General features: G+C 69.5%; 15 protein-coding genes. 5 read left to right on the top strand and 10 right to left on the bottom strand.

Annotated elements, in window-relative coordinates; genetic code table 11:
• Positions 1–87: 87 nt before the first annotated feature.
• Positions 88–876 (bottom strand): IclR family transcriptional regulator, encoded by a 789-nt coding sequence (locus D7252_RS19695; protein ID WP_374225798.1) that lies wholly within the window; start codon positions 874–876, stop codon positions 88–90.
• A 52-nt stretch (positions 877–928) separates the two neighbouring features.
• Between D7252_RS19695 and hutH the strand changes: the two genes are divergently transcribed.
• The 3 genes from hutH to hutI are packed head-to-tail and all read left to right on the top strand — an operon-like array spanning position 929 to position 5,329.
• The gene (gene hutH, locus D7252_RS19690; protein WP_120777283.1) at positions 929–2,473 is read left to right on the top strand and encodes a histidine ammonia-lyase; all 1,545 of its coding nucleotides are present in this window, start codon (positions 929–931) and stop codon (positions 2,471–2,473) included.
• Positions 2,466–4,127 (top strand): urocanate hydratase, encoded by a 1,662-nt coding sequence (hutU, locus tag D7252_RS19685; protein ID WP_120777282.1) that lies wholly within the window; start codon positions 2,466–2,468, stop codon positions 4,125–4,127. Before hutH ends, hutU begins: the two co-directional genes overlap by 8 nt.
• Complete coding sequence (hutI, locus tag D7252_RS19680; protein WP_183055421.1) at positions 4,127–5,329, top strand: imidazolonepropionase; 1,203 nt, start codon at positions 4,127–4,129, stop codon at positions 5,327–5,329. Before hutU ends, hutI begins: the two co-directional genes overlap by 1 nt.
• On the opposite strand, the gene D7252_RS19675 is transcribed toward hutI, so the two are convergent.
• Positions 5,304–6,230 (bottom strand): arginase family protein, encoded by a 927-nt coding sequence (locus D7252_RS19675; protein ID WP_120777281.1) that lies wholly within the window; start codon positions 6,228–6,230, stop codon positions 5,304–5,306. The two genes, hutI and D7252_RS19675, sit on opposite strands and share 26 nt — an antisense overlap.
• A gap of 1 nt (position 6,231) precedes the next feature.
• On the bottom strand, positions 6,232–7,509 hold the full coding sequence (locus D7252_RS19670; RefSeq protein WP_120777280.1) for a DUF445 domain-containing protein: 1,278 nt from the start codon (positions 7,507–7,509) through the stop codon (positions 6,232–6,234).
• A 36-nt stretch (positions 7,510–7,545) separates the two neighbouring features.
• On the opposite strand from D7252_RS19670, the gene D7252_RS19665 reads away from it, so the two are divergent.
• Positions 7,546–7,818, top strand: coding sequence for a metal-sensitive transcriptional regulator (locus D7252_RS19665; RefSeq protein ID WP_120777279.1), 273 nt, complete (start codon positions 7,546–7,548; stop codon positions 7,816–7,818).
• A gap of 1 nt (position 7,819) precedes the next feature.
• On the opposite strand, the gene D7252_RS19660 is transcribed toward D7252_RS19665, so the two are convergent.
• Together D7252_RS19660 and D7252_RS19655 are read right to left on the bottom strand one after the other, a co-directional pair.
• Positions 7,820–9,196, bottom strand: coding sequence for an aspartate aminotransferase family protein (locus D7252_RS19660; protein WP_120777278.1), 1,377 nt, complete (start codon positions 9,194–9,196; stop codon positions 7,820–7,822).
• 14 nt (positions 9,197–9,210) lie between these two features.
• Complete coding sequence (locus D7252_RS19655; RefSeq protein ID WP_120777277.1) at positions 9,211–10,695, bottom strand: CoA-acylating methylmalonate-semialdehyde dehydrogenase; 1,485 nt, start codon at positions 10,693–10,695, stop codon at positions 9,211–9,213.
• Between the two features lie 100 nt (positions 10,696–10,795).
• Here D7252_RS19655 and D7252_RS19650 point away from each other — a divergent pair, with 100 nt between their 5' ends.
• Entirely contained in the window at positions 10,796–12,364 is a 1,569-nt protein-coding gene (locus D7252_RS19650; protein WP_259461166.1) for a PucR family transcriptional regulator, read from the top strand.
• Here D7252_RS19650 and D7252_RS19645 read toward each other — a convergent pair.
• From D7252_RS19645 to D7252_RS19625, 5 genes are read right to left on the bottom strand one after another with little or no spacing between them, the layout of a single operon-like run.
• Complete coding sequence (locus D7252_RS19645) at positions 12,343–12,810, bottom strand: Lrp/AsnC family transcriptional regulator (protein WP_120777276.1); 468 nt, start codon at positions 12,808–12,810, stop codon at positions 12,343–12,345. The genes D7252_RS19650 and D7252_RS19645 overlap by 22 nt on opposite strands.
• A 50-nt stretch (positions 12,811–12,860) precedes the next feature.
• Positions 12,861–14,021, bottom strand: coding sequence for an acyl-CoA dehydrogenase family protein (locus D7252_RS19640; protein WP_120777275.1), 1,161 nt, complete (start codon positions 14,019–14,021; stop codon positions 12,861–12,863).
• Positions 14,018–14,776 carry an alpha/beta fold hydrolase gene (locus tag D7252_RS19635; RefSeq protein ID WP_120777274.1) on the bottom strand — a complete coding sequence of 253 codons (759 nt, stop codon included), beginning with the start codon at positions 14,774–14,776 and terminating at the stop codon, positions 14,018–14,020. Before D7252_RS19635 ends, D7252_RS19640 begins: the two co-directional genes overlap by 4 nt.
• A gap of 29 nt (positions 14,777–14,805) precedes the next feature.
• A complete protein-coding gene (locus D7252_RS19630) occupies positions 14,806–15,720 on the bottom strand; it encodes a sugar kinase (RefSeq protein ID WP_120777273.1) in 915 nt (304 codons plus the stop codon).
• On the bottom strand, positions 15,717–16,925 hold the full coding sequence (locus tag D7252_RS19625; RefSeq protein ID WP_183055420.1) for an MFS transporter: 1,209 nt from the start codon (positions 16,923–16,925) through the stop codon (positions 15,717–15,719). Before D7252_RS19625 ends, D7252_RS19630 begins: the two co-directional genes overlap by 4 nt.
• Between the last annotated feature and the right edge of the window lie 33 nt (positions 16,926–16,958).

Genomic DNA, 16,958 nt, shown 5'->3' with positions numbered 1-16,958 from the left:
GCTGGGTGGCCATTTTGCGTTCGCCGATGAGGCCACCCGATCGGGTGGCCTTTTCGCGTTAACCACCCGTCGCCCGCGCCATAACGCTCAGTGCGTGAGTCGCGACTCCAAGACAGCGGCGGCGTCGCGCACTGCGTCGGCGAGGGTGCGCTCATCGAGGGCTTCGTCGGCCCAGGTCACGGCAATCGCCGCCACCGGCCACCCTGCGGAGTCCCGCACAGCCGCACCCACCGATTGGAGCCCCTCAGCGATCTCGTCGCGTTCGGTGGCATATCCCCGCGTGCGCACCTCGCGCAGCAGGTCGCGCAACTCCGACGGACTTCTCGGCCCCACGCCCGTCCGGTCCGGGAATGCGGAAACCCCGGGGTACAGGGCGCGCACCTGCTCTCGAGGCAGAGCTGCGAGCATGGCGCGTCCGCTCGCGGTGAGGTGTGCGGGAAGACGGACACCGACATCCGTCACCAGTGCCGGCCGCCGCGGAGCGCGCTGCTCGACGATGTAGAGCACATCCGCTCCGCTCATGACCGCGAGGTGTGCGCTCTCGCCCACGCTGTCGGAAAGCGCCGTGACAACGGGCCTCCCCAATCGGGCGAGGGGCTGCTGCCGCGTATACCCGCCCGCGAGTTCGAACGCTGAGGTTCCGAGGCCCCACCGGCGCTCCTCCCGAAAGTGCAGGACGAATCCGTGCGCGGCCGACGTGCTGAGGAGGTGGTACACGGTGGATCGCGGGAGCTCGAGTGCGCGAGCGATCGCGGAGGCTGCCACCGGCGCAGGCCGTCCGGCGAGATAGCTCAGGATGCGCAATGTCTGGGCCGCCGCCGGCACCTGCGTTTCGGCCGCCACCCGCGCGCCGTGATTGTCTGGGATCACAGACACAGGATGTCACGATCGGCTGTCGCCGTCGAGGCTGCGGGTGTGGAATCGGAACATGAATGATCTTGCCCCGATTCTCGTAGGAGCGGCACCGCTCGGCGCGTCCGATGTCGTCGCCGTCGTCCGAGGCGGTGCCCCTGTCGCCCTCGACAGCATCGCACTTCAGCGTGTCGCCGACACTCGTGCTGTCGTCGACGGTCTCGCGTCCGACCCGCACCCGCACTACGGCGTCTCGACGGGGTTCGGCGCGCTCGCGACCACCTTCATCGCGCCGGAACGGCGGCTGCAACTGCAGGCGAGCCTGATCCGTTCCCACGCGGCCGGCACGGGCGCCGAAGTCGAGCCCGAAGTCACCCGCGGGCTGCAGCTGCTGCGGCTGCAGACCCTGGCCTCGGGCCGCACCGGCGTCCGCCCGGTGGTCGTGGAGACCTACGCCGCTGTTCTGAATGCCGGGATCACTCCGATCGTCCGCGAGTACGGCTCGCTCGGGTGTTCCGGTGATCTCGCACCCCTCGCGCACATCGCACTCGCAGCAATGGGAGAGGGCGACGTCCGACTGCTTCGGGACGGCGCAGTGCTCCCGGCATCCGAGGCTCTCGCAGCGGCGGGCATCGAGCCCCTCACCCTCGTCGAGAAGGAAGGCCTCGCGCTGATCAACGGGACGGACGGGATGCTCGGGATGCTGATCCTCGCGCTCCACGATCTTGACGCGCTGCTCGTCACCGCAGATCTTGCTGCGGCGATGTCGATCGAATCCCAGCTCGGCACCGACGCGGTCTTCGCGGCCGACCTCATGGCACTCCGTCCGCAGACGGGGCAGGCCGAATCCGCCCAGAACCTCCGTGCTTTCCTCTCCGGCTCGCCCATCGTGGCGAGTCACCGGGGGCCCGAAGACGGACGGGTCCAGGATGCCTACTCGCTGCGGTGCTCTCCGCAGGTGCACGGGGCCGCCCGCGACACGATGTCGCACGCCGAGATGATCGCCGGACGCGAACTCGCCAGCGTCATCGACAATCCGATCATCACCCTTGACGGACGCATCGAGTCCAACGGCAACTTCCATGGTGCGCCGATCGCCGCCGTGCTCGACTTCCTGGCCATCTCCGTCGCCGACGTGGCGTCGATCTCCGAACGTCGCACGGACCGCGCACTCGACCCGGCCCGCAGCCACGGACTGCCGCCGTTCCTCGCGCATGAAGTGGGCGTGGACTCCGGACTCATGATCGCGCAGTACGCGGCCGCGGGGATCGTCTCCGAGCTCAAGCGGCTCGCCGTCCCGGCATCGGTCGATTCCATCCCGTCCTCGGCGATGCAGGAGGACCATGTGTCGATGGGCTGGGCAGCCGCGCGAAAGCTTCGCCGTGCCGTCGACGGACTCGGTCGCGTGCTCGCGATCGAGATCCTCACCGGCGCCCGCGCTCTCGACCTCCGGGCGCCGCTTCAGGCCGGACCGGCGACGGGTGCCGTGCGGGACCTGGTCCGCACAGTCGCCGCAGGGCCCGGCCCTGACCGGTTCCTCTCACCGGAGATCGAAGCCGTCACCGCACTCGTCCAGTCGGGCGAGGTCGCCCGCGTCGCAAAGGAGCACACGCATGTCTGAACCCGTCGCAGAGAGACGCTCCGTTCGTGCGGCGCGCGGCAATCAGCGCACCGCGAAGAGCTGGGGCGCGGAGGCAGCCAAGCGGATGCTCATGAACAACCTCGATCCCGAGGTCGCGGAACACCCTGAGGATCTGGTGGTGTACGGCGGCACGGGAAAGGCCGCCCGCAACTGGGAGGCGTACGACGCGATCGTCCGCACACTCGACGAGTTGGAACCCGACGAGACCCTGCTCGTGCAGTCCGGCAAGCCCGTCGGTGTCTTTCGCACCCACGAGTGGGCCCCACGGGTGCTGATCGCCAACTCGAACCTCGTCGGCGACTGGGCGAACTGGCCGGAGTTCCGCCGCCTCGAGCAGCTGGGTCTGACCATGTACGGCCAGATGACCGCCGGTTCCTGGATCTACATCGGCACGCAGGGCATCCTCCAGGGCACGTACGAGACCTTCGCGGCCGTCGCGCGATCCCTCGGGAGGGAGTCGCTGCGCGGTACGCTCACCCTCACCGCCGGAGCGGGCGGCATGGGCGGCGCTCAGCCGCTGGCCGTCACTCTCAACGAGGGCGTCGTGCTGATCGTCGATGTCGACGAATCGCGTCTGGCTCGGCGGGTGGAGCACGGCTACCTCGACGAATACACACTCGACCTCGACGCCGCCGTCGCGCGTGTCGTCGCGTCGAAGGACGCCGGCGAGCCGCTCTCGGTGGGCATCGTCGGCAACGCCGCGGACGTCTTCCCGGAGCTGCGGCGTCGAGGAGTGCCGATCGACATCGTCACCGACCAGACCAGCGCCCACGACCCGCTCGCGTACCTCCCGGCGGGGATGGCGCTCGGGGACGGCAAGTCGGAAGCCGAGCGTGACCCCGAGGGTTTCACCCAACGCTCGCGCGCGTCCATGGCAGCGCACGTCGCAGCGATGGTCGCGTTCCAGGATGCCGGCGCGGCGGTGTTCGACTACGGGAACTCGATCAGGCGCGAGGCTGAGCTGGGCGGCTTCGAGCGGGCGTTCGCGTTCCCCGGCTTCGTGCCGGCGTACATCCGACCCCAGTTCGAAGAGGGGAGGGGACCGTTCCGCTGGGCCGCTCTCTCGGGCGACCCCGAGGACATCTACAAGACGGACCGCGCCATCGCCGATCTGTTCCCCGAGGACGCCGCGTTGCACCGTTGGCTGGAGAAGGCCGGGGAGAAGGTCCACTTCGAGGGGCTTCCCGCTCGCATCTGCTGGCTCGGCTACCAGGAACGCCACCTCGCCGGGCTCCGCTTCAACGAGATGGTGGCGTCCGGAGAACTGGCCGCACCGATCGTGATCGGGCGCGACCATCTGGACTCCGGCTCCGTGGCATCTCCGTACCGCGAGACCGAGGCGATGAAGGATGGCTCCGACGCCATCGCCGACTGGCCGCTGTTGAACGCACTGCTGAACACGGCATCCGGCGCTTCCTGGGTGTCGCTGCACCACGGCGGGGGCGTCGGTATCGGCCGCTCCATCCACGCCGGACAGGTCATCGTCGCCGACGGCACCGAACTCGCGGCGCAGAAGCTCGAACGAGTGCTGATCAACGATCCGGGAACCGGGGTCATGCGTCACGTCGACGCAGGCTACGAGCACGCCAGAGAAGTCGCCCGCGAGCGCGGCCTCAAGATTCCGATGCACTGATGCGCACCCTCCTGACGAACATCGGGGAACTGACGACCAACGTCCCTGTCCCGGGCGATCCCTGCGGGACGCTCCGCGACGCGGCCGTGCTCATCGAGGACGACCGCATCACGTGGGTGGGAGCCGCAGCGGACGTCGCCGGCTCGAACTCGCCGGCCGACCACGTCGTCGATATCGGTGGGCGCGCCCTGATCCCCGGGTTCGTCGACAGCCATAGTCACCTCGTCTTCGCCGGCGACCGCGCCGAAGAGTTCGAGGCGCGCATGGCCGGACAGCCGTATGCCGCCGGCGGCATCCGCTCCACCGTCGCGGCGACGCGCGCCGCCGGCGACGACGAGCTTCGCGTACGCGTGCGCGGATTCCTCCGTGAGATGACCGATCAGGGAACGACGACCGTCGAGATCAAGAGCGGGTACGGCCTGAACGTGGTCGATGAGGAGCGGCTGGTCCGGCTGGCCGCTGAAGTCACACCGGAGGTGACCTTCCTCGGGGCGCATGTCGTGCCTGCCGAATACACCGACCGGCCCGATGACTACGTCGACCTCGTGGTGGGACCGATGCTCGATGCCTGCGCTCCGCACGCGAAGTGGATCGATGTCTTCTGCGAGACCGGAGCGTTCACGGTCGCGCAGTCGCGCCGGGTGCTCGAAGCCGGTATCCGGCGAGGTCTGTCACCCCGGGTGCACGCCAGTCAGCTGGGCCCGGGCGAGGGCGTGCGTCTGGCGGTCGAGCTCGGCGCGGCATCCGTCGACCACGGCACGTACCTGAGCGACGAGGACGTCGCTGCGCTCGCCGCGTCGACGACCGTACTCACGCTGCTGCCCGGTGTGGAGTTCTCCACCCGCCAGCCGTACCCGAACGCGCGTCGCCTCATCGACGCCGGGGTGACGGTCGCGCTCGCGTGCGATACGAACCCCGGGTCGAGCTTCACGTCGTCGATGCCGTTCTGCATCGCCATCGCCGTGCGGGACATGGGGATGACGCCCGCCGAGGCCGTATGGGCGGCGACGGCCGGCGGTGCCAGGGCGCTTCGACGCGACGACGTCGGCATCATCGCGTCGGGAGCGCGCGCCGACCTGGTGCAGCTGGCCTCACCGAGCCGGATCCACCTCGCCTATCGCCCCGGTGTTCCGCTCGTGCAGACCGTATGGAAGAACGGCGTGGTGGCGGCGGAGCCTAGGGGCGGTTCCCTCGCCGGCTGAGGCCGGTCAGCAGTTCCAGGACGCACAGGGCGGCCAGGCGGACGGTTCGTCCGTCTTCGGTGTCAGCCGTCGCGTCGACCTCGGCGAGGTCCGCGGTGACCACACGCGGGTCGGATGCGACGGCACGCGCGAGTGCGCGCAGCTCCCACGCCGCGAGGCCCCCGGGAACACTGGCCGGGCATCCGGGCACCACGGAACGGTCGCAGACGTCGACGTCGATGTCGAGATGCACGCGCGGAGACGGCCCGGCGCCGGCGATCTCGAGGGCCTCCGCCACGACGTCGTCGACACCCCGGCGGCGGAGCTCGTCGAGGGTGATGACCCGGATTCCCCAGTCCGCAGCCCGTTGCGCGTACGCTGCCGAGTTCGCGAAGTCGGCGATGCCGATCTGCACGATGCAGGTGGGGTCGATCCGCGCCGTGTCGAGCTCTGAGGCCGCGGGGACGTCCTCGACGAGTCGTCGCACCGGCGTTCCGTTGGAGATGCCGTCCCTGAGGTCGAAGTGGGCGTCGAACGTGATGAGTCCCGTCGCCTCGGCGCCGAGGGCCACCGGATAGGTGAGGGAGTTGTCGCCACCGAGCGCGATGACGAGGTCGGTCCTGTGCGTCAGGTCGCGGACGCGGGCGATCACCGCGGCTTCCCCGGCATCGCCGTCCGGCTCGTCGACATCGCCCGCGTCGGCGATCTGCAGCACTGAGGTCAGGTCGCTGACCGGCGGCCCCATCAGGGCGGTCCCGTAACGCGCCAGTGCCTCGCGCACGGCAGCCGGTGTCGCGTGGGCGCCGGTCGGCGACAGCGAGGTGCGCCAGGTCGGAACGCCGAGCACGACGGCATCCGCAGTGCTCTCGAACGCGGGCCAGCCGCCCGCGCGGGGCCAGAGGGGATCGTGAGAGAGTGCCATGTCAGACCCCCGGGATCAGCGCATGCGCGATGGTGAAGATCGCGAGGCCGGCGAGAGCACCCACGAATGTGCCGTTCAGACGGATGTACTGCAGATCCCGCCCGACCATGAGCTCGATCTTCTCGGTCGTCTCGGCCGGATCCCAGCGCTCGACGGTGTCGGTGATCACCGATGCGATGTCGTGACGGTACCGGTCGACGAGGAAGACGGCGGCATCCGACACCCAGGTGTCGACGCGGTGTTGCAGCGCAGCATCCGTCGTCAGTCTCTCGCCGACTTCCTGCAGGGCCTGCACAGCGCGGCGCCGCAACCCGCTCTCGGGGTCGGCGAGGGAGGCGAGCAATCCGTTCTTCGCCGTGTTCCAGGCCTCGGCGGCCAACGCGCCGACGCGCGGGCTGTCGAACAGTGACGCTTTCGCGTTCTCCAGCTTCTCCCGGGTCGCTGGATCGTTCTGCAGGTTGTCGGCGAGGCGGGCGAGGTAGCCGTCGACAGCGAGACGAGCCGGATGCCTGGGATCGGCCTTCACCGCGCCGATGAAGCGCACGGCCTCGTTGTAGATCGTCTCGTCGACCAGCCGATGGGCCACCTTCGGGAGCCACGAGGGGAGGCGCCGGGAGACGAGCCCGGAGAAGGACTCGGCGTTCGCGTCGAGCCACCTGCCGATGCTGTCGACGGCGAGGTCGACGGCTCCCTGATGCGCATCGGCCTCCACGATCTTCGCCAGCCACGTACCGGCAGGGGGACCCCACTCGGGCTCCACGAGATGCTCGCGTGCGAGATCGGAGATGAGATCGCGCACGTCGTCGTCGCTGAGGGCGTTCAGCACGGCGGTCGCGATCGTGGCGCCCTCCGCGCCCACGCGCTCGGCATGCGGCCGCTCGCGCAGCCATTCACCGGCACGCAGCGCGATCGCCGTACTCGCCAGCTTGGTGCGGACGACGTCGGCGGCAAGGAAGTTCGTCTCCACGAACTCGCCGAGCGTGCGGCCGATCTCGTCCTTGCGGTTGGGGATGATCGCGGTGTGCGGGATGGGGAGGCCGAGCGGACGCCGGAAGAGAGCGGTCACGGCGAACCAGTCCGCGAGGGCTCCGACCATGCCGCCCTCGGCCGCAGCGCGCACGTAGCCGAGCCATCCCATCCGCTCCTGGAAGGCGAACGCGATCACGAAAGCGACCGCCATGAACACCAGAGCGCCGAGGGCGACGGCCTTCATGCGTCGGAGCGCGCGCAGCCGATCCTGGTCGGCGGGCGAGAGCTGCGTCATCGATGTTCGCGGCATGACGCCATCCTTTCACGCGGAGAGTAGCCTCGAGACGTGATCGAAGACATCAAGAAGCGTGCACTGCATCGCACCAGCATCCTCGAGGGGCAGATGCGCGGTGTCGCGCGGATGATCGAGAACGAGGAGTACTGCATGGACATCCTCACGCAGTCCCGTGCGATTCAGCGCTCGCTGGAATCCCTGAACCGCCTGCTGCTCGAGAACCATCTGCAGACCCATGTCACGGACATGTTCGAGTCCGGTGGCCTGGAGCGCGAACGCGCCGTCGTCGAACTGCTGAAGGCGTTCGACTTCGACCGGAGGTAGATCAGCCCTCGATCCCGCCGAGCGCCTGGTCGATGCCGGCGAGGCCGCGCACGAGGTCTTCCTCGCTGATCACCAGAGGCGGGGCGACATGCACGCGGTGGAAGTGCGTGAACGGCCAGACACCGTTCTTCTTGGCCCGAGCTGCGAACGCGGCCATGGGGGCGGCATCCGCTCCTGACGCATTGAACGGGACCAGGGGCTCGCGCGTCTCCTTGTCTCGCACGAGTTCGACGGCCCAGAACAGGCCGCGGCCCCGCACCTCGCCGACGTGCGGATGCCGCTCTGCCCAGGCGCGGAGGGTCGGCTCGACGATGCGCTCGCCGAGATCGCGCACGCGCTCGAGGATGCCGTCGCGGCGGAACGCCTCGAAGGTGGCCACGCCCGCGGCGCACGCCAGCGGATGGCCCGAATAGGTCAGGCCGCCCGCGAACGGCATCGAGTCGAATGCCGCGGCGATGCGGTCGGAGATCACGACGCCGCCGAGGGGCACGTAGCCGGAGTTCACGCCTTTCGCGAAGGTGATCAGGTCGGGCTTCGCGCCGAACGCATCGATGCCGAACCATTCGCCCAGGCGTCCGAACCCGACCATGACCTCGTCGGCGATGTAGACGATGCCGTGGCGGTCGCAGAGTTCCCGCACGCCCTGCAGATATCCCGGCGGCGGGATCAGCACGCCGTTCGTGCCGACGACGGTCTCGATGATGACCGCCGCGATAGTCTGCGGACCCTCGAGCTCGATCGTCTGCTCGAGGTGTGCAAGCGCACGGGCCGACTCCTGCTCCGGCGTCTCCGCGTGGAAGGGGGAGCGGTACAGGTACGGACCGAAGAAGCGCACCGCGCCCGAATCGACGGTGTCGTTCGCCCAGCGCCGCGGGTCGCCGGTGAGCGCGATCGCCGCAGCGGTGGACCCGTGGTAGCTGCGGTACATCGACAGCACCTTGCGGCGCCCCGTCGACTGCCGCGCCATGCGCACCGCGTACTCGTTCGCCTCGGCACCGCCGTTGGTGAAGAAGACCTTCTCGAGGCCCTCCGGCGCGACCTCGGCGATGAGGCGGGCGAGCTCGCCGCGCACGTCGTTCGCGATGGAGGGCTGGATGGTGGACAGGCGTCCGGCCTGGCGCTGGATGGCCGAGACGAGATCCGGATGCTGATGCCCGAGGTTCAGGTTGACCAGCTGGCTCGAGAAGTCGAGGTAGGCGTTGCCGGAATAGTCCCAGAAGGTGGATCCGTCGCCGGCCGCCACGGGGAGCGGGTCGATCAGCCCCTGCGCGCTCCAGGAGTGGAAGACGTGGGCACGGTCGTCGGCGCGCACCTGAGCCTCGGCATCCGCGGCGGGCAGGGCGTGTGAGACGCCATGGCGGTCGGTGTAGCTCGTCATCGCAGTCGCTCCGTTCAGTGGTTGCTCGGGAAGCCCAGGTCGACCTGGGACGGCGTGTGGTCGGGCCAGCGGGTGGTGACCACCTTCGAGCGGGTGTAGAAGTGCACGGATTCGGGGCCGTAGATGTGGGAGTCGCCGAAGAGAGAGTCCTTCCAGCCGCCGAAGGAGTAGGCACCGACGGGAACCGGGATGGGGACGTTGACCCCGACCATCCCGGCCTCGACGTCGAACTCGTACTGGCGCGCGGTGCCGCCGTCCCGGGTGAAGATCGCCGTGCCGTTGCCGTACGCGTTCGCGTTCACCAGCTCCACGGCTTCGGCGTAGGTCTCCACGCGCACGACCGAGAGCACCGGGCCGAAGATCTCGTCGTCGTACACGGCCATCCCGGGGGAGACCCGATCGATGAGGCTGACGCCGAGGAAGAAGCCGGCCGAGTCGAACTGCTTCACGGTGCCGTCGACGACGACCGTGGCGCCCTCGGACGCGGCGCCGCTGACGTAGGCGGCGACACGGTCACGGTGCTCGCCGGTGATGAGGGGGCCCATCTCGCTCGCGGCATCCGTGCCGGGACCGATCGTCAGGTTCTCGATGCGTGCGGCGATCGACGCCACGAGGTCATCGGCGATGTCGCCGACAGCGACCAGAACCGACACGGCCATGCAGCGCTCGCCCGCCGACCCGTAGGCGGCGGAGACGGCGGCGTCCGCGGCGGCGTCGATGTCGGCATCCGGCATGACGACCATGTGGTTCTTCGCCCCGCCGAGCGCCTGCACGCGCTTGCCGTTCGCGGAGGCCCGCTGGTAGATCGACCGGGCGATCGGGGTGGAGCCGACGAAGCTGACGGCGTTCACGCGGGGGGAGTCGAGCAGCGCGTCGACCGCCTCCTTGTCGCCGTTGACCACGTTGAGGACGCCGTCCGGCAGGCCGGCCTCGCGGAAGAGCCGGGCGATCCACACGGCCGCCGACGGGTCCTTCTCGCTGGGCTTGAGGACCACGGTGTTGCCGCACGCGATGGCGGAGGCGATCATCCACAGCGGCACCATCACCGGGAAGTTGAAGGGAGTGATCGCGGCGACCACGCCCACCGGCTGCTTCACGGAGTGCACGTCGACCCCTCGCGAGACCTGCTCGCTGCGCTCGCCCTTGAGCAGGTGCACGAGACCGGCGGCGAACTCGACGTTCTCGATGCCGCGGGACACCTCGCCGGCAGCATCCGACAGCACCTTGCCGTGCTCGGACGTCACGATCGCCGCGAGCTCGGGCGTGCGGTCCTTCAGGAGTTGGCGCAGACGGAAGAACACGTCTGCGCGCTTGATCAGGCTCGTCTCACGCCACGCGGGCAGCGCGGCCGCGGCGGACGCGACGGCGGCGTCGACGTCGGCAGCCGATGCGAGCGCGACCTGCTTCGAGACCGCGCCGGTGGCGGGGTCGAACACGCGGCCGGTACGGGCGGACTCTGCGGTCTCGATGCCGTTGATGATGTGGGGGACGATGTGCACGGGTGCTCCTCTGGATGTTCGATCCGCATCTCCGAACACTCTGACCGGGTTCGATACGCTGGGCTGCGTCAATGCTCACAGAGAAGACCACGAGGTGAGAGTGTCAGAACGTCAGGAGTTCGTCGCCGGTCGGACAGACCGTCCGGCAGTGTCGGGAGACGAGCTGCTGACGGTGGCAGACGTGTTGCGGATGCCGCAGGTCAGGGCGGGGCGCCCGCTCGTCGTCGTCGGCGGCGCGGCGCTGAACGCCGGAGTGCGGTGGGCGCACGTGTCCGACAGCGCCGATGTCGCGCGACTGCTCGACGGCGGCGAACTGCTCCTGAGCACCGGCTCCGCGTGGCCGGCCGCTCCGGAAGACCAGCGAGTGTTCGCGCGTGGCCTGCATGCCGTCGGTGTCGCCGGGGTGATCCTCGAACTGGGCAGCGCACACCTGCGGATCCCGGAGGCCTTCATCGAGGCGTGCAACGACGTCGGAATCGCGCTCATCGCACTGCAGGACGAGGTCAAGTTCGTCGCCGTGACCGAGGCGGTGCATCGCGCTCTGATCGCCGCGCAGACCGACGCCCTGCGGGAACGTCAGCACCTCCATGAGCTGTTCACCGGATTGAGCCTGCGCGGCGCGCCCGCCGACATCGTGGTCGCTGAGACCGCGCGCATGCTCGACGCTCCGGTCGTCCTGGAGAACCTCGCGCGCGAGGTCATCGCCGCGGAGGGGATGCGGATGCGGGTGGCGGACACGCTCGCGCGCTGGACCGAATCGCCCGACAGCGGTGTGGAGCGCGTTCCCGTGCAGGCGAGGGGCGTGAGCTGGGGCACTCTGGTGGCATTCGAGGGTCCCGCGCACCCGGCGGGCCGGCGCACGGTGCTCGAGCAGGCCGCCGTCGCGCTGGCGCTCGGATGCCTCGCCGAGGGCGGGGATGCCGAGTGGCGTCTGCTTGCACACCGCACCATCATCGAGGACCTGCTGGGTGTGCGATTCGCGAGCACCCGCGATATCACCGCACGACTCGCTGCCGGCGGATTCCCGGTGGACGGTCGCCGCTGCCACGGGATGGTCGTGCGAGGGTCGGGCCCCGTCGCCGCGGCGAACGCGCGAGCGCAGGGGATCGACTGTGCCGTCGTCGCCGCGCAGATCGACGGCGTGGAGGTCGTGCTGCTTTCGCTTCCCGCGACCGCCGCCCTCACGGATCAGACCGTCGCGAACATCGTCGGGCCGGACGGGCTGATCTTCCTCGGACCGGAGGCCGACGGCATCCTGGAGCTCCTCGCCTCTCTGCGCGCTGCGCGCGACCTCGCCGCCTCCCAACCCGGAGACGCGGGTCCACGCGTGCGCCGGGTCGACGACCGCCCACTCGGACGTCTGATCACCGCGCTACGCGACGACCATCGCCTGCACGAGCACAGCGAGCGGATGCTGGCGCCCCTGATCCGCCATGATCGCGAACGCGGGGGTGATCTGCTCGATGTCCTGACCGCACTGGTCGCGCACCCGGGTAATCGGTCGGCGGCCGCCGTCGCCAGCCACCTCTCCCGCTCGGTGTTCTACCAACGGCTCGCCCTCATCGGCGACCTGCTCGATGTCGATCTCGATGACGGGGAAGTGCTCGCCGCGTTGCACCTCGCCCTCCGCGCGCGTGAGGGCAGTGCTCAGCGCGTTCCCCAGTTGTAGAGCTGCTTCTGCAGTTTGGCGTAGATGAACGTCTCCGTGGAGAGGACGCCCTCGATGGGACGGATGACATCGTTGATCAGCGCCAGCAGCTGCTCATCGTCTTCGCAGACGACCTCGGCGAGCACGTCGAACGCGCCCACCGTGATCACCACGTAGTCGATCGCCTCGATGGCGGCGATGGCTTCGGCCACGCCTCTCGCATCGCCGGTCACGCGGATGCCGATCATCGCCTGGCGATGAAAGCCCAGCTGCATCGGATCGGTCACCGCGACGATCTGCATGACGCCGGATTCGGTCAGCTTCTGCACGCGCTGGCGCACAGCGGCTTCGCTCAGGCCCACGATGCGACCGATGTCCGAGTACGAGCGACGGCCGTCCTCCTGCAACAGCTCGATGATCGTCTTGGAGACCGCGTCGAGAGTCGGATGCTTGGGAGCCGGAACCATGGTGCGATCTTCGCACTCAGGCTCTCGCTCGGCAACCGATTCCGCGGTCGTCAGGCCTCTACGGGGCCGAGAAGCGCGCTCGCCGCGGTCGCGTGCGCGGACTCCGGGTCCGATGGATGGAAGGCCCCTGCCAAGACATCCCGGTAGAGGCGCGAGAGTTCGTTGCCGGAGAAGTACGAGCCGCCTCCGGCGACGAGCATCGCCTCGTCGACGACCTGCTTCGCCATCGTGATCGCGCGGTGCTTGACACCGGAGAGCAGCCGGAACCAGCGGGCGCCGTGGTCGACACGATCGTCGACGTCGCGCGCGAGTGCGGCGATCTGCGGGGGCAGCGCATCGTAGGCGAGGGCCATGTCGGCGATCCGCCACCGGATGTCGGGATCCTGGCTGTAGGCGGCCCCGGTCTTCTTCGAACGCCGCTTATCGGCTGTCTCGACGGCGAGCTCGAGCGCACGGTGCGCGATGCCCGTGTAGACCGACGCCAGCAGGATCTCGAAGACAGAGAAGATGCCGAACACGATCGGGTCCGGTGTCGGGCCCGGGTCGATGCGGCGTACCACGTGGGCGGCATCCGCCACCGCACCGGTCAGACGGGTCGTCCTGCTCTGCGTCGCGCGCATGCCGAGAGTGTCCCAGTCGTCGCTTGTCGCCACGGCATCCGTCCGGTCGACGAAGGCGAAGACCAGCTTGGGTGCATCCTCGCTGGTGGTGTCGAGTCCGTGGAGTCCGAGGCGCGTCCACACCGGAGCGAGCGAGGTGAAGATCTTCGTACCGGTGAAGGCGTACCCGCCCTCGCCATCGGGCTCCGCCGCGGTGTCGCTGCCGAACAGCACCAGGTCGTTGCCGCCTTCGCTGATGCCGAAGGCGAAGACCTCGCCCGCGACGGCACCGTCCTGCACGAACTCGAGTCCGGAGACGCCCCGGTCGGAGAAGACCTTCGCGACTCCCGTCCAGACGAGGTGCATGTTGATCGCGAGGGCCGTGGCGGGCGCTGCCCCGGCAAGGCGCTGCTGCAGGGTCGCCGTCTCCGCGAGTGAAAGCCCGCCGCCGCCGCGCTCGGCCGGGACGAGGATCGACAGGTATCCGGCGGCGCGCAGCTCGTCGAGGTCCTGCTGCGGGAAGGTGTTCTCCCGATCGTGGATCGGGGCGCGCTCGCGGATGCGCTCGAGCAGATCGTCGGGCAGGAAGATCGTGGGGTCGAAGCCGCTCATGCCAGTGCCTCCAAGAGCTGTCGGATCGATTCCTCGGGGCGATCGCGATGCAGCGAGTGGCCGGCGCCCTCGACGACTGACATCGTGATCCGCGGGTTGGCGTCCAAGACCTCCACGGCCAGGTCGCCGGTGAAGATGCTGTAGACCGCGGGGTCTGCGGCGATCACGTGAGTGGGCGTGGTCAGGGTGGTGGCTTCGGCGCGGACGTCCCATGGCTGGTTCTGGACGCTGGTCTGCTCGACCGCCCAGGCGCTCGCGCGGAGCACGGCATCCACCTTCAACTCCTGGTCCTGCGGGTGCCACTCCGGATGCTGTTCCTGCACGACTTCGATGCGGGTGTCCGCGAACGCGCGCTCCTGACTGCGGCGGACGATCGCGGCATCCCTCCCGCTGACGTGGATCGCCGGGTCGATGAGGATGAGCTTCCGCGTCCAATCCGGGGCGGATGCTGCCGCGACCGTGCTGGCCGCTCCGCCCAACGAGTGGCCGACGACGGCATCCCACGACCCGCCGTGCTCGGGTTTCGTCGCGGCGAGGTCGGCACCGAACGCGCGGACCGAGTAGTCGAGCGCGCGGGGGGCGTCGCCGTGGCCGCGCAGGTCGACCGCGGTGGCGTGCCAGCCTGCCCCCGCGAGCGCGTCGCCGAGGCGCCACATCAGAGCGGCAGAGGAGCCGAGCCCGTGGACGAGCAGGGCGTGACGAGCGGCCGACGGGTCACCCCAGGCGATGCGGGGGAGGGTGAGCGGTGCAGGCATGCCCCCAGCCTAGGACGGAGCCCGGCCGGTCAGGCGATCGGAGGCATGTCTCCGTGCGTGGTGAGGACGCGTGCGGCGGCGGAGTGCCCGGCGGCGAGACGGTCGGCGAGCGCCTGTCCGTCGAGTGTCGCCGCGAGGAACCCGGATGCGAAGGCGTCGCCCGCGCCGACGGGTTCGACGACGTCCACTCGGGGCGCGGCGACGAACACGGGCTCGCTGTCGCCGGCATAGGCGGTGGCCCCGATGTCGCCGTCCTTGACCACGAGGAGTGCGCAGTTCGGCACGTGTGCGCGGATCTCGTCCGGCGTGGCCGTTCCCCAGATGCGCTCGGCCTCGTCACGGCCGACGAAGGCGATGTCCGCGGCATCCGCAAGGCGCTGCAGCGTCGAGGCCGCGTCTTCCAGCGACCACAGCGCGCGGCGGTCGTTGACGTCGAACGATACGAGAGCGCCGGCGGTTCGGGCATCGGCGTAGAGCTGATCGACCATCGCTCGACAGGAGGCCGAGAGCGCCGGAGTGATCCCGGTGGTGTGCACGATCCGCACGCCGTCGAGCGCCGTCGCCGGGACGAATCCTGCGGTCATCAGCGAGGCCGCCGATCCGCGACGGTAGTAGTAGACGTCGGAGGATTCGACGCCAGGGTCCTTGAACATGACCCCGGTGGGCGCATCCGGGTCGCGCTCGATCCACAACTCGACGTGCCGGCGTTCGAGCTCGGCGGCGATGCGCACGCCGAGCGGGTCGTCACCGAGACGCGACGCCCAGACGGCTCGATGGCCGGCGGACGCCAGCCCGACGGCGACGTTGGCTTCGGCGCCCGCGTGCCCGATGGTCGCGGAGTCGGCAGCATCGAGGCGGGAACCGGTCGGGGTGATCAGCGCCATGGATTCGCCGACGCAGACGACCGCGGGCGGGGGAGAGACGGAGGTGCGGGGGATGCTCATGAAGGGGTGACCGCCACGGGTTCGGTATCGGGATGGGGACTCGCGTCGCGGTGACGCAGGTCGGGGAAGGAGCGGACGAAGACGACGGCGACGATCAGACCGACCACGGCGAACAGGGTCGCAGCGAAGTAGGCGCCCCTCCAGTCACCGGCATCCACCAGGAAGCCCGCCACCGCCGAACCGGCTGCGGCACCGATGAGCTGCCCGGTGCCGGCCCAGCCGAACGCCTCGGCGGTCTCACTGAACTTGACGCTGGCGGAGGTGATCGCGAACAGGACGGCGAGAGCGGGTGCGACGCCGATTCCCGCGAGGATGAGGGTGCCGCCGAGCCAGAAGACGTTGAGCATGACCATCGTCAGGCCCAGGCCGATCGTGACGATGAGGAGGCGACGAGCCATCGCCCAGGGGCCGATCGGGATGTGTCCGGAGGCGAGGCCGCCGACGAGACTTCCCACGGCGAAGACCGCGAGCACCATGCCGGCGGTCAGGCTGCCGTGCTCGAACGTCGCGACGACACCGACCTCGACGGCCGCGCACGCACCGATCAGCAGGAATCCGATGACGGTCGCCAGCATCACCGGCGGCTTGAGGACGACCTTGCCCAGCGCGTTGCGGCTCCGGGGAATGCGGACGCGCCCCACCTCTGGGGAGAGGATGAACCAGGCGCCGCCGGCGATGAGGATGATCGCGACGAGCAGCAGTCCTTCGACCGTGCCGATCTGCGTCGACACCAGTGTGATCAGGACCGGGGCGAGGATCCAGATGATCTCCTGCAGGGAGGCATCGAGGGAGAACAGGGGAGTGAGCTGTGTCGAGTTGACCAGCTTCGGATAGATGGTGCGGACGGCTGCCTGGATCGGCGGGGTGGACAGGCCGGCCACCATGCCGAGAATCATGTACCCGGGGACGTTCAGGGGGAGCAGTGCGAGCCCGAGCACCGCCAGCACGCAGACGCCGAGCGTCAGCGTCAGCACCCGGCGCATTCCCCACACGCCCATCCAGCGGCTCGTGATCGGTCCTGCGACCGCCTGCCCGACACTGGTCGCCGCGAGCACGAGTCCGGCGGCGCCATACGAGCCGGTCTGCTGCTCGACGTGGAGCAGAATCGCGAGCGACGTCATGCCGTTGGGGAAGCGTGCGGTCAACTGTGCCGCGATCATGCGCGCCACTCCGGGCGTGCGAAGAAGATCCCGATATCCCGCCACCAGACAACGGTACCCGGCACGACGGCGAGCGGC

The sequence above is a fragment of the Microbacterium sp. CGR2 genome, from assembly GCF_003626735.1.
Classification (GTDB): domain Bacteria; phylum Actinomycetota; class Actinomycetes; order Actinomycetales; family Microbacteriaceae; genus Microbacterium.
This window is presented reverse-complemented; position numbering and strand designations above follow the sequence as displayed.

Excerpts from the sequence above, each read along its gene's own strand:
- hutH (WP_120777283.1), top strand. The coding sequence starts at position 929 with ATGAATGATCTTGCCCCGATTCTCGTAGGAGCGGCACCGCTCGGCGCG.
- hutU (WP_120777282.1), top strand. The coding sequence starts at position 2,466 with ATGTCTGAACCCGTCGCAGAGAGACGCTCCGTTCGTGCGGCGCGCGGC.
- hutI (WP_183055421.1), top strand. The coding sequence starts at position 4,127 with ATGCGCACCCTCCTGACGAACATCGGGGAACTGACGACCAACGTCCCT.
- D7252_RS19675 (WP_120777281.1), bottom strand. The coding sequence starts at position 6,230 with ATGGCACTCTCTCACGATCCCCTCTGGCCCCGCGCGGGCGGCTGGCCC.
- D7252_RS19670 (WP_120777280.1), bottom strand. The coding sequence starts at position 7,509 with ATGCCGCGAACATCGATGACGCAGCTCTCGCCCGCCGACCAGGATCGG.
- D7252_RS19660 (WP_120777278.1), bottom strand. The coding sequence starts at position 9,196 with ATGACGAGCTACACCGACCGCCATGGCGTCTCACACGCCCTGCCCGCC.
- D7252_RS19645 (WP_120777276.1), bottom strand. The coding sequence starts at position 12,810 with ATGGTTCCGGCTCCCAAGCATCCGACTCTCGACGCGGTCTCCAAGACG.
- D7252_RS19640 (WP_120777275.1), bottom strand. The coding sequence starts at position 14,021 with ATGAGCGGCTTCGACCCCACGATCTTCCTGCCCGACGATCTGCTCGAG.
- D7252_RS19635 (WP_120777274.1), bottom strand. The coding sequence starts at position 14,776 with ATGCCTGCACCGCTCACCCTCCCCCGCATCGCCTGGGGTGACCCGTCG.
- D7252_RS19630 (WP_120777273.1), bottom strand. The coding sequence starts at position 15,720 with ATGAGCATCCCCCGCACCTCCGTCTCTCCCCCGCCCGCGGTCGTCTGC.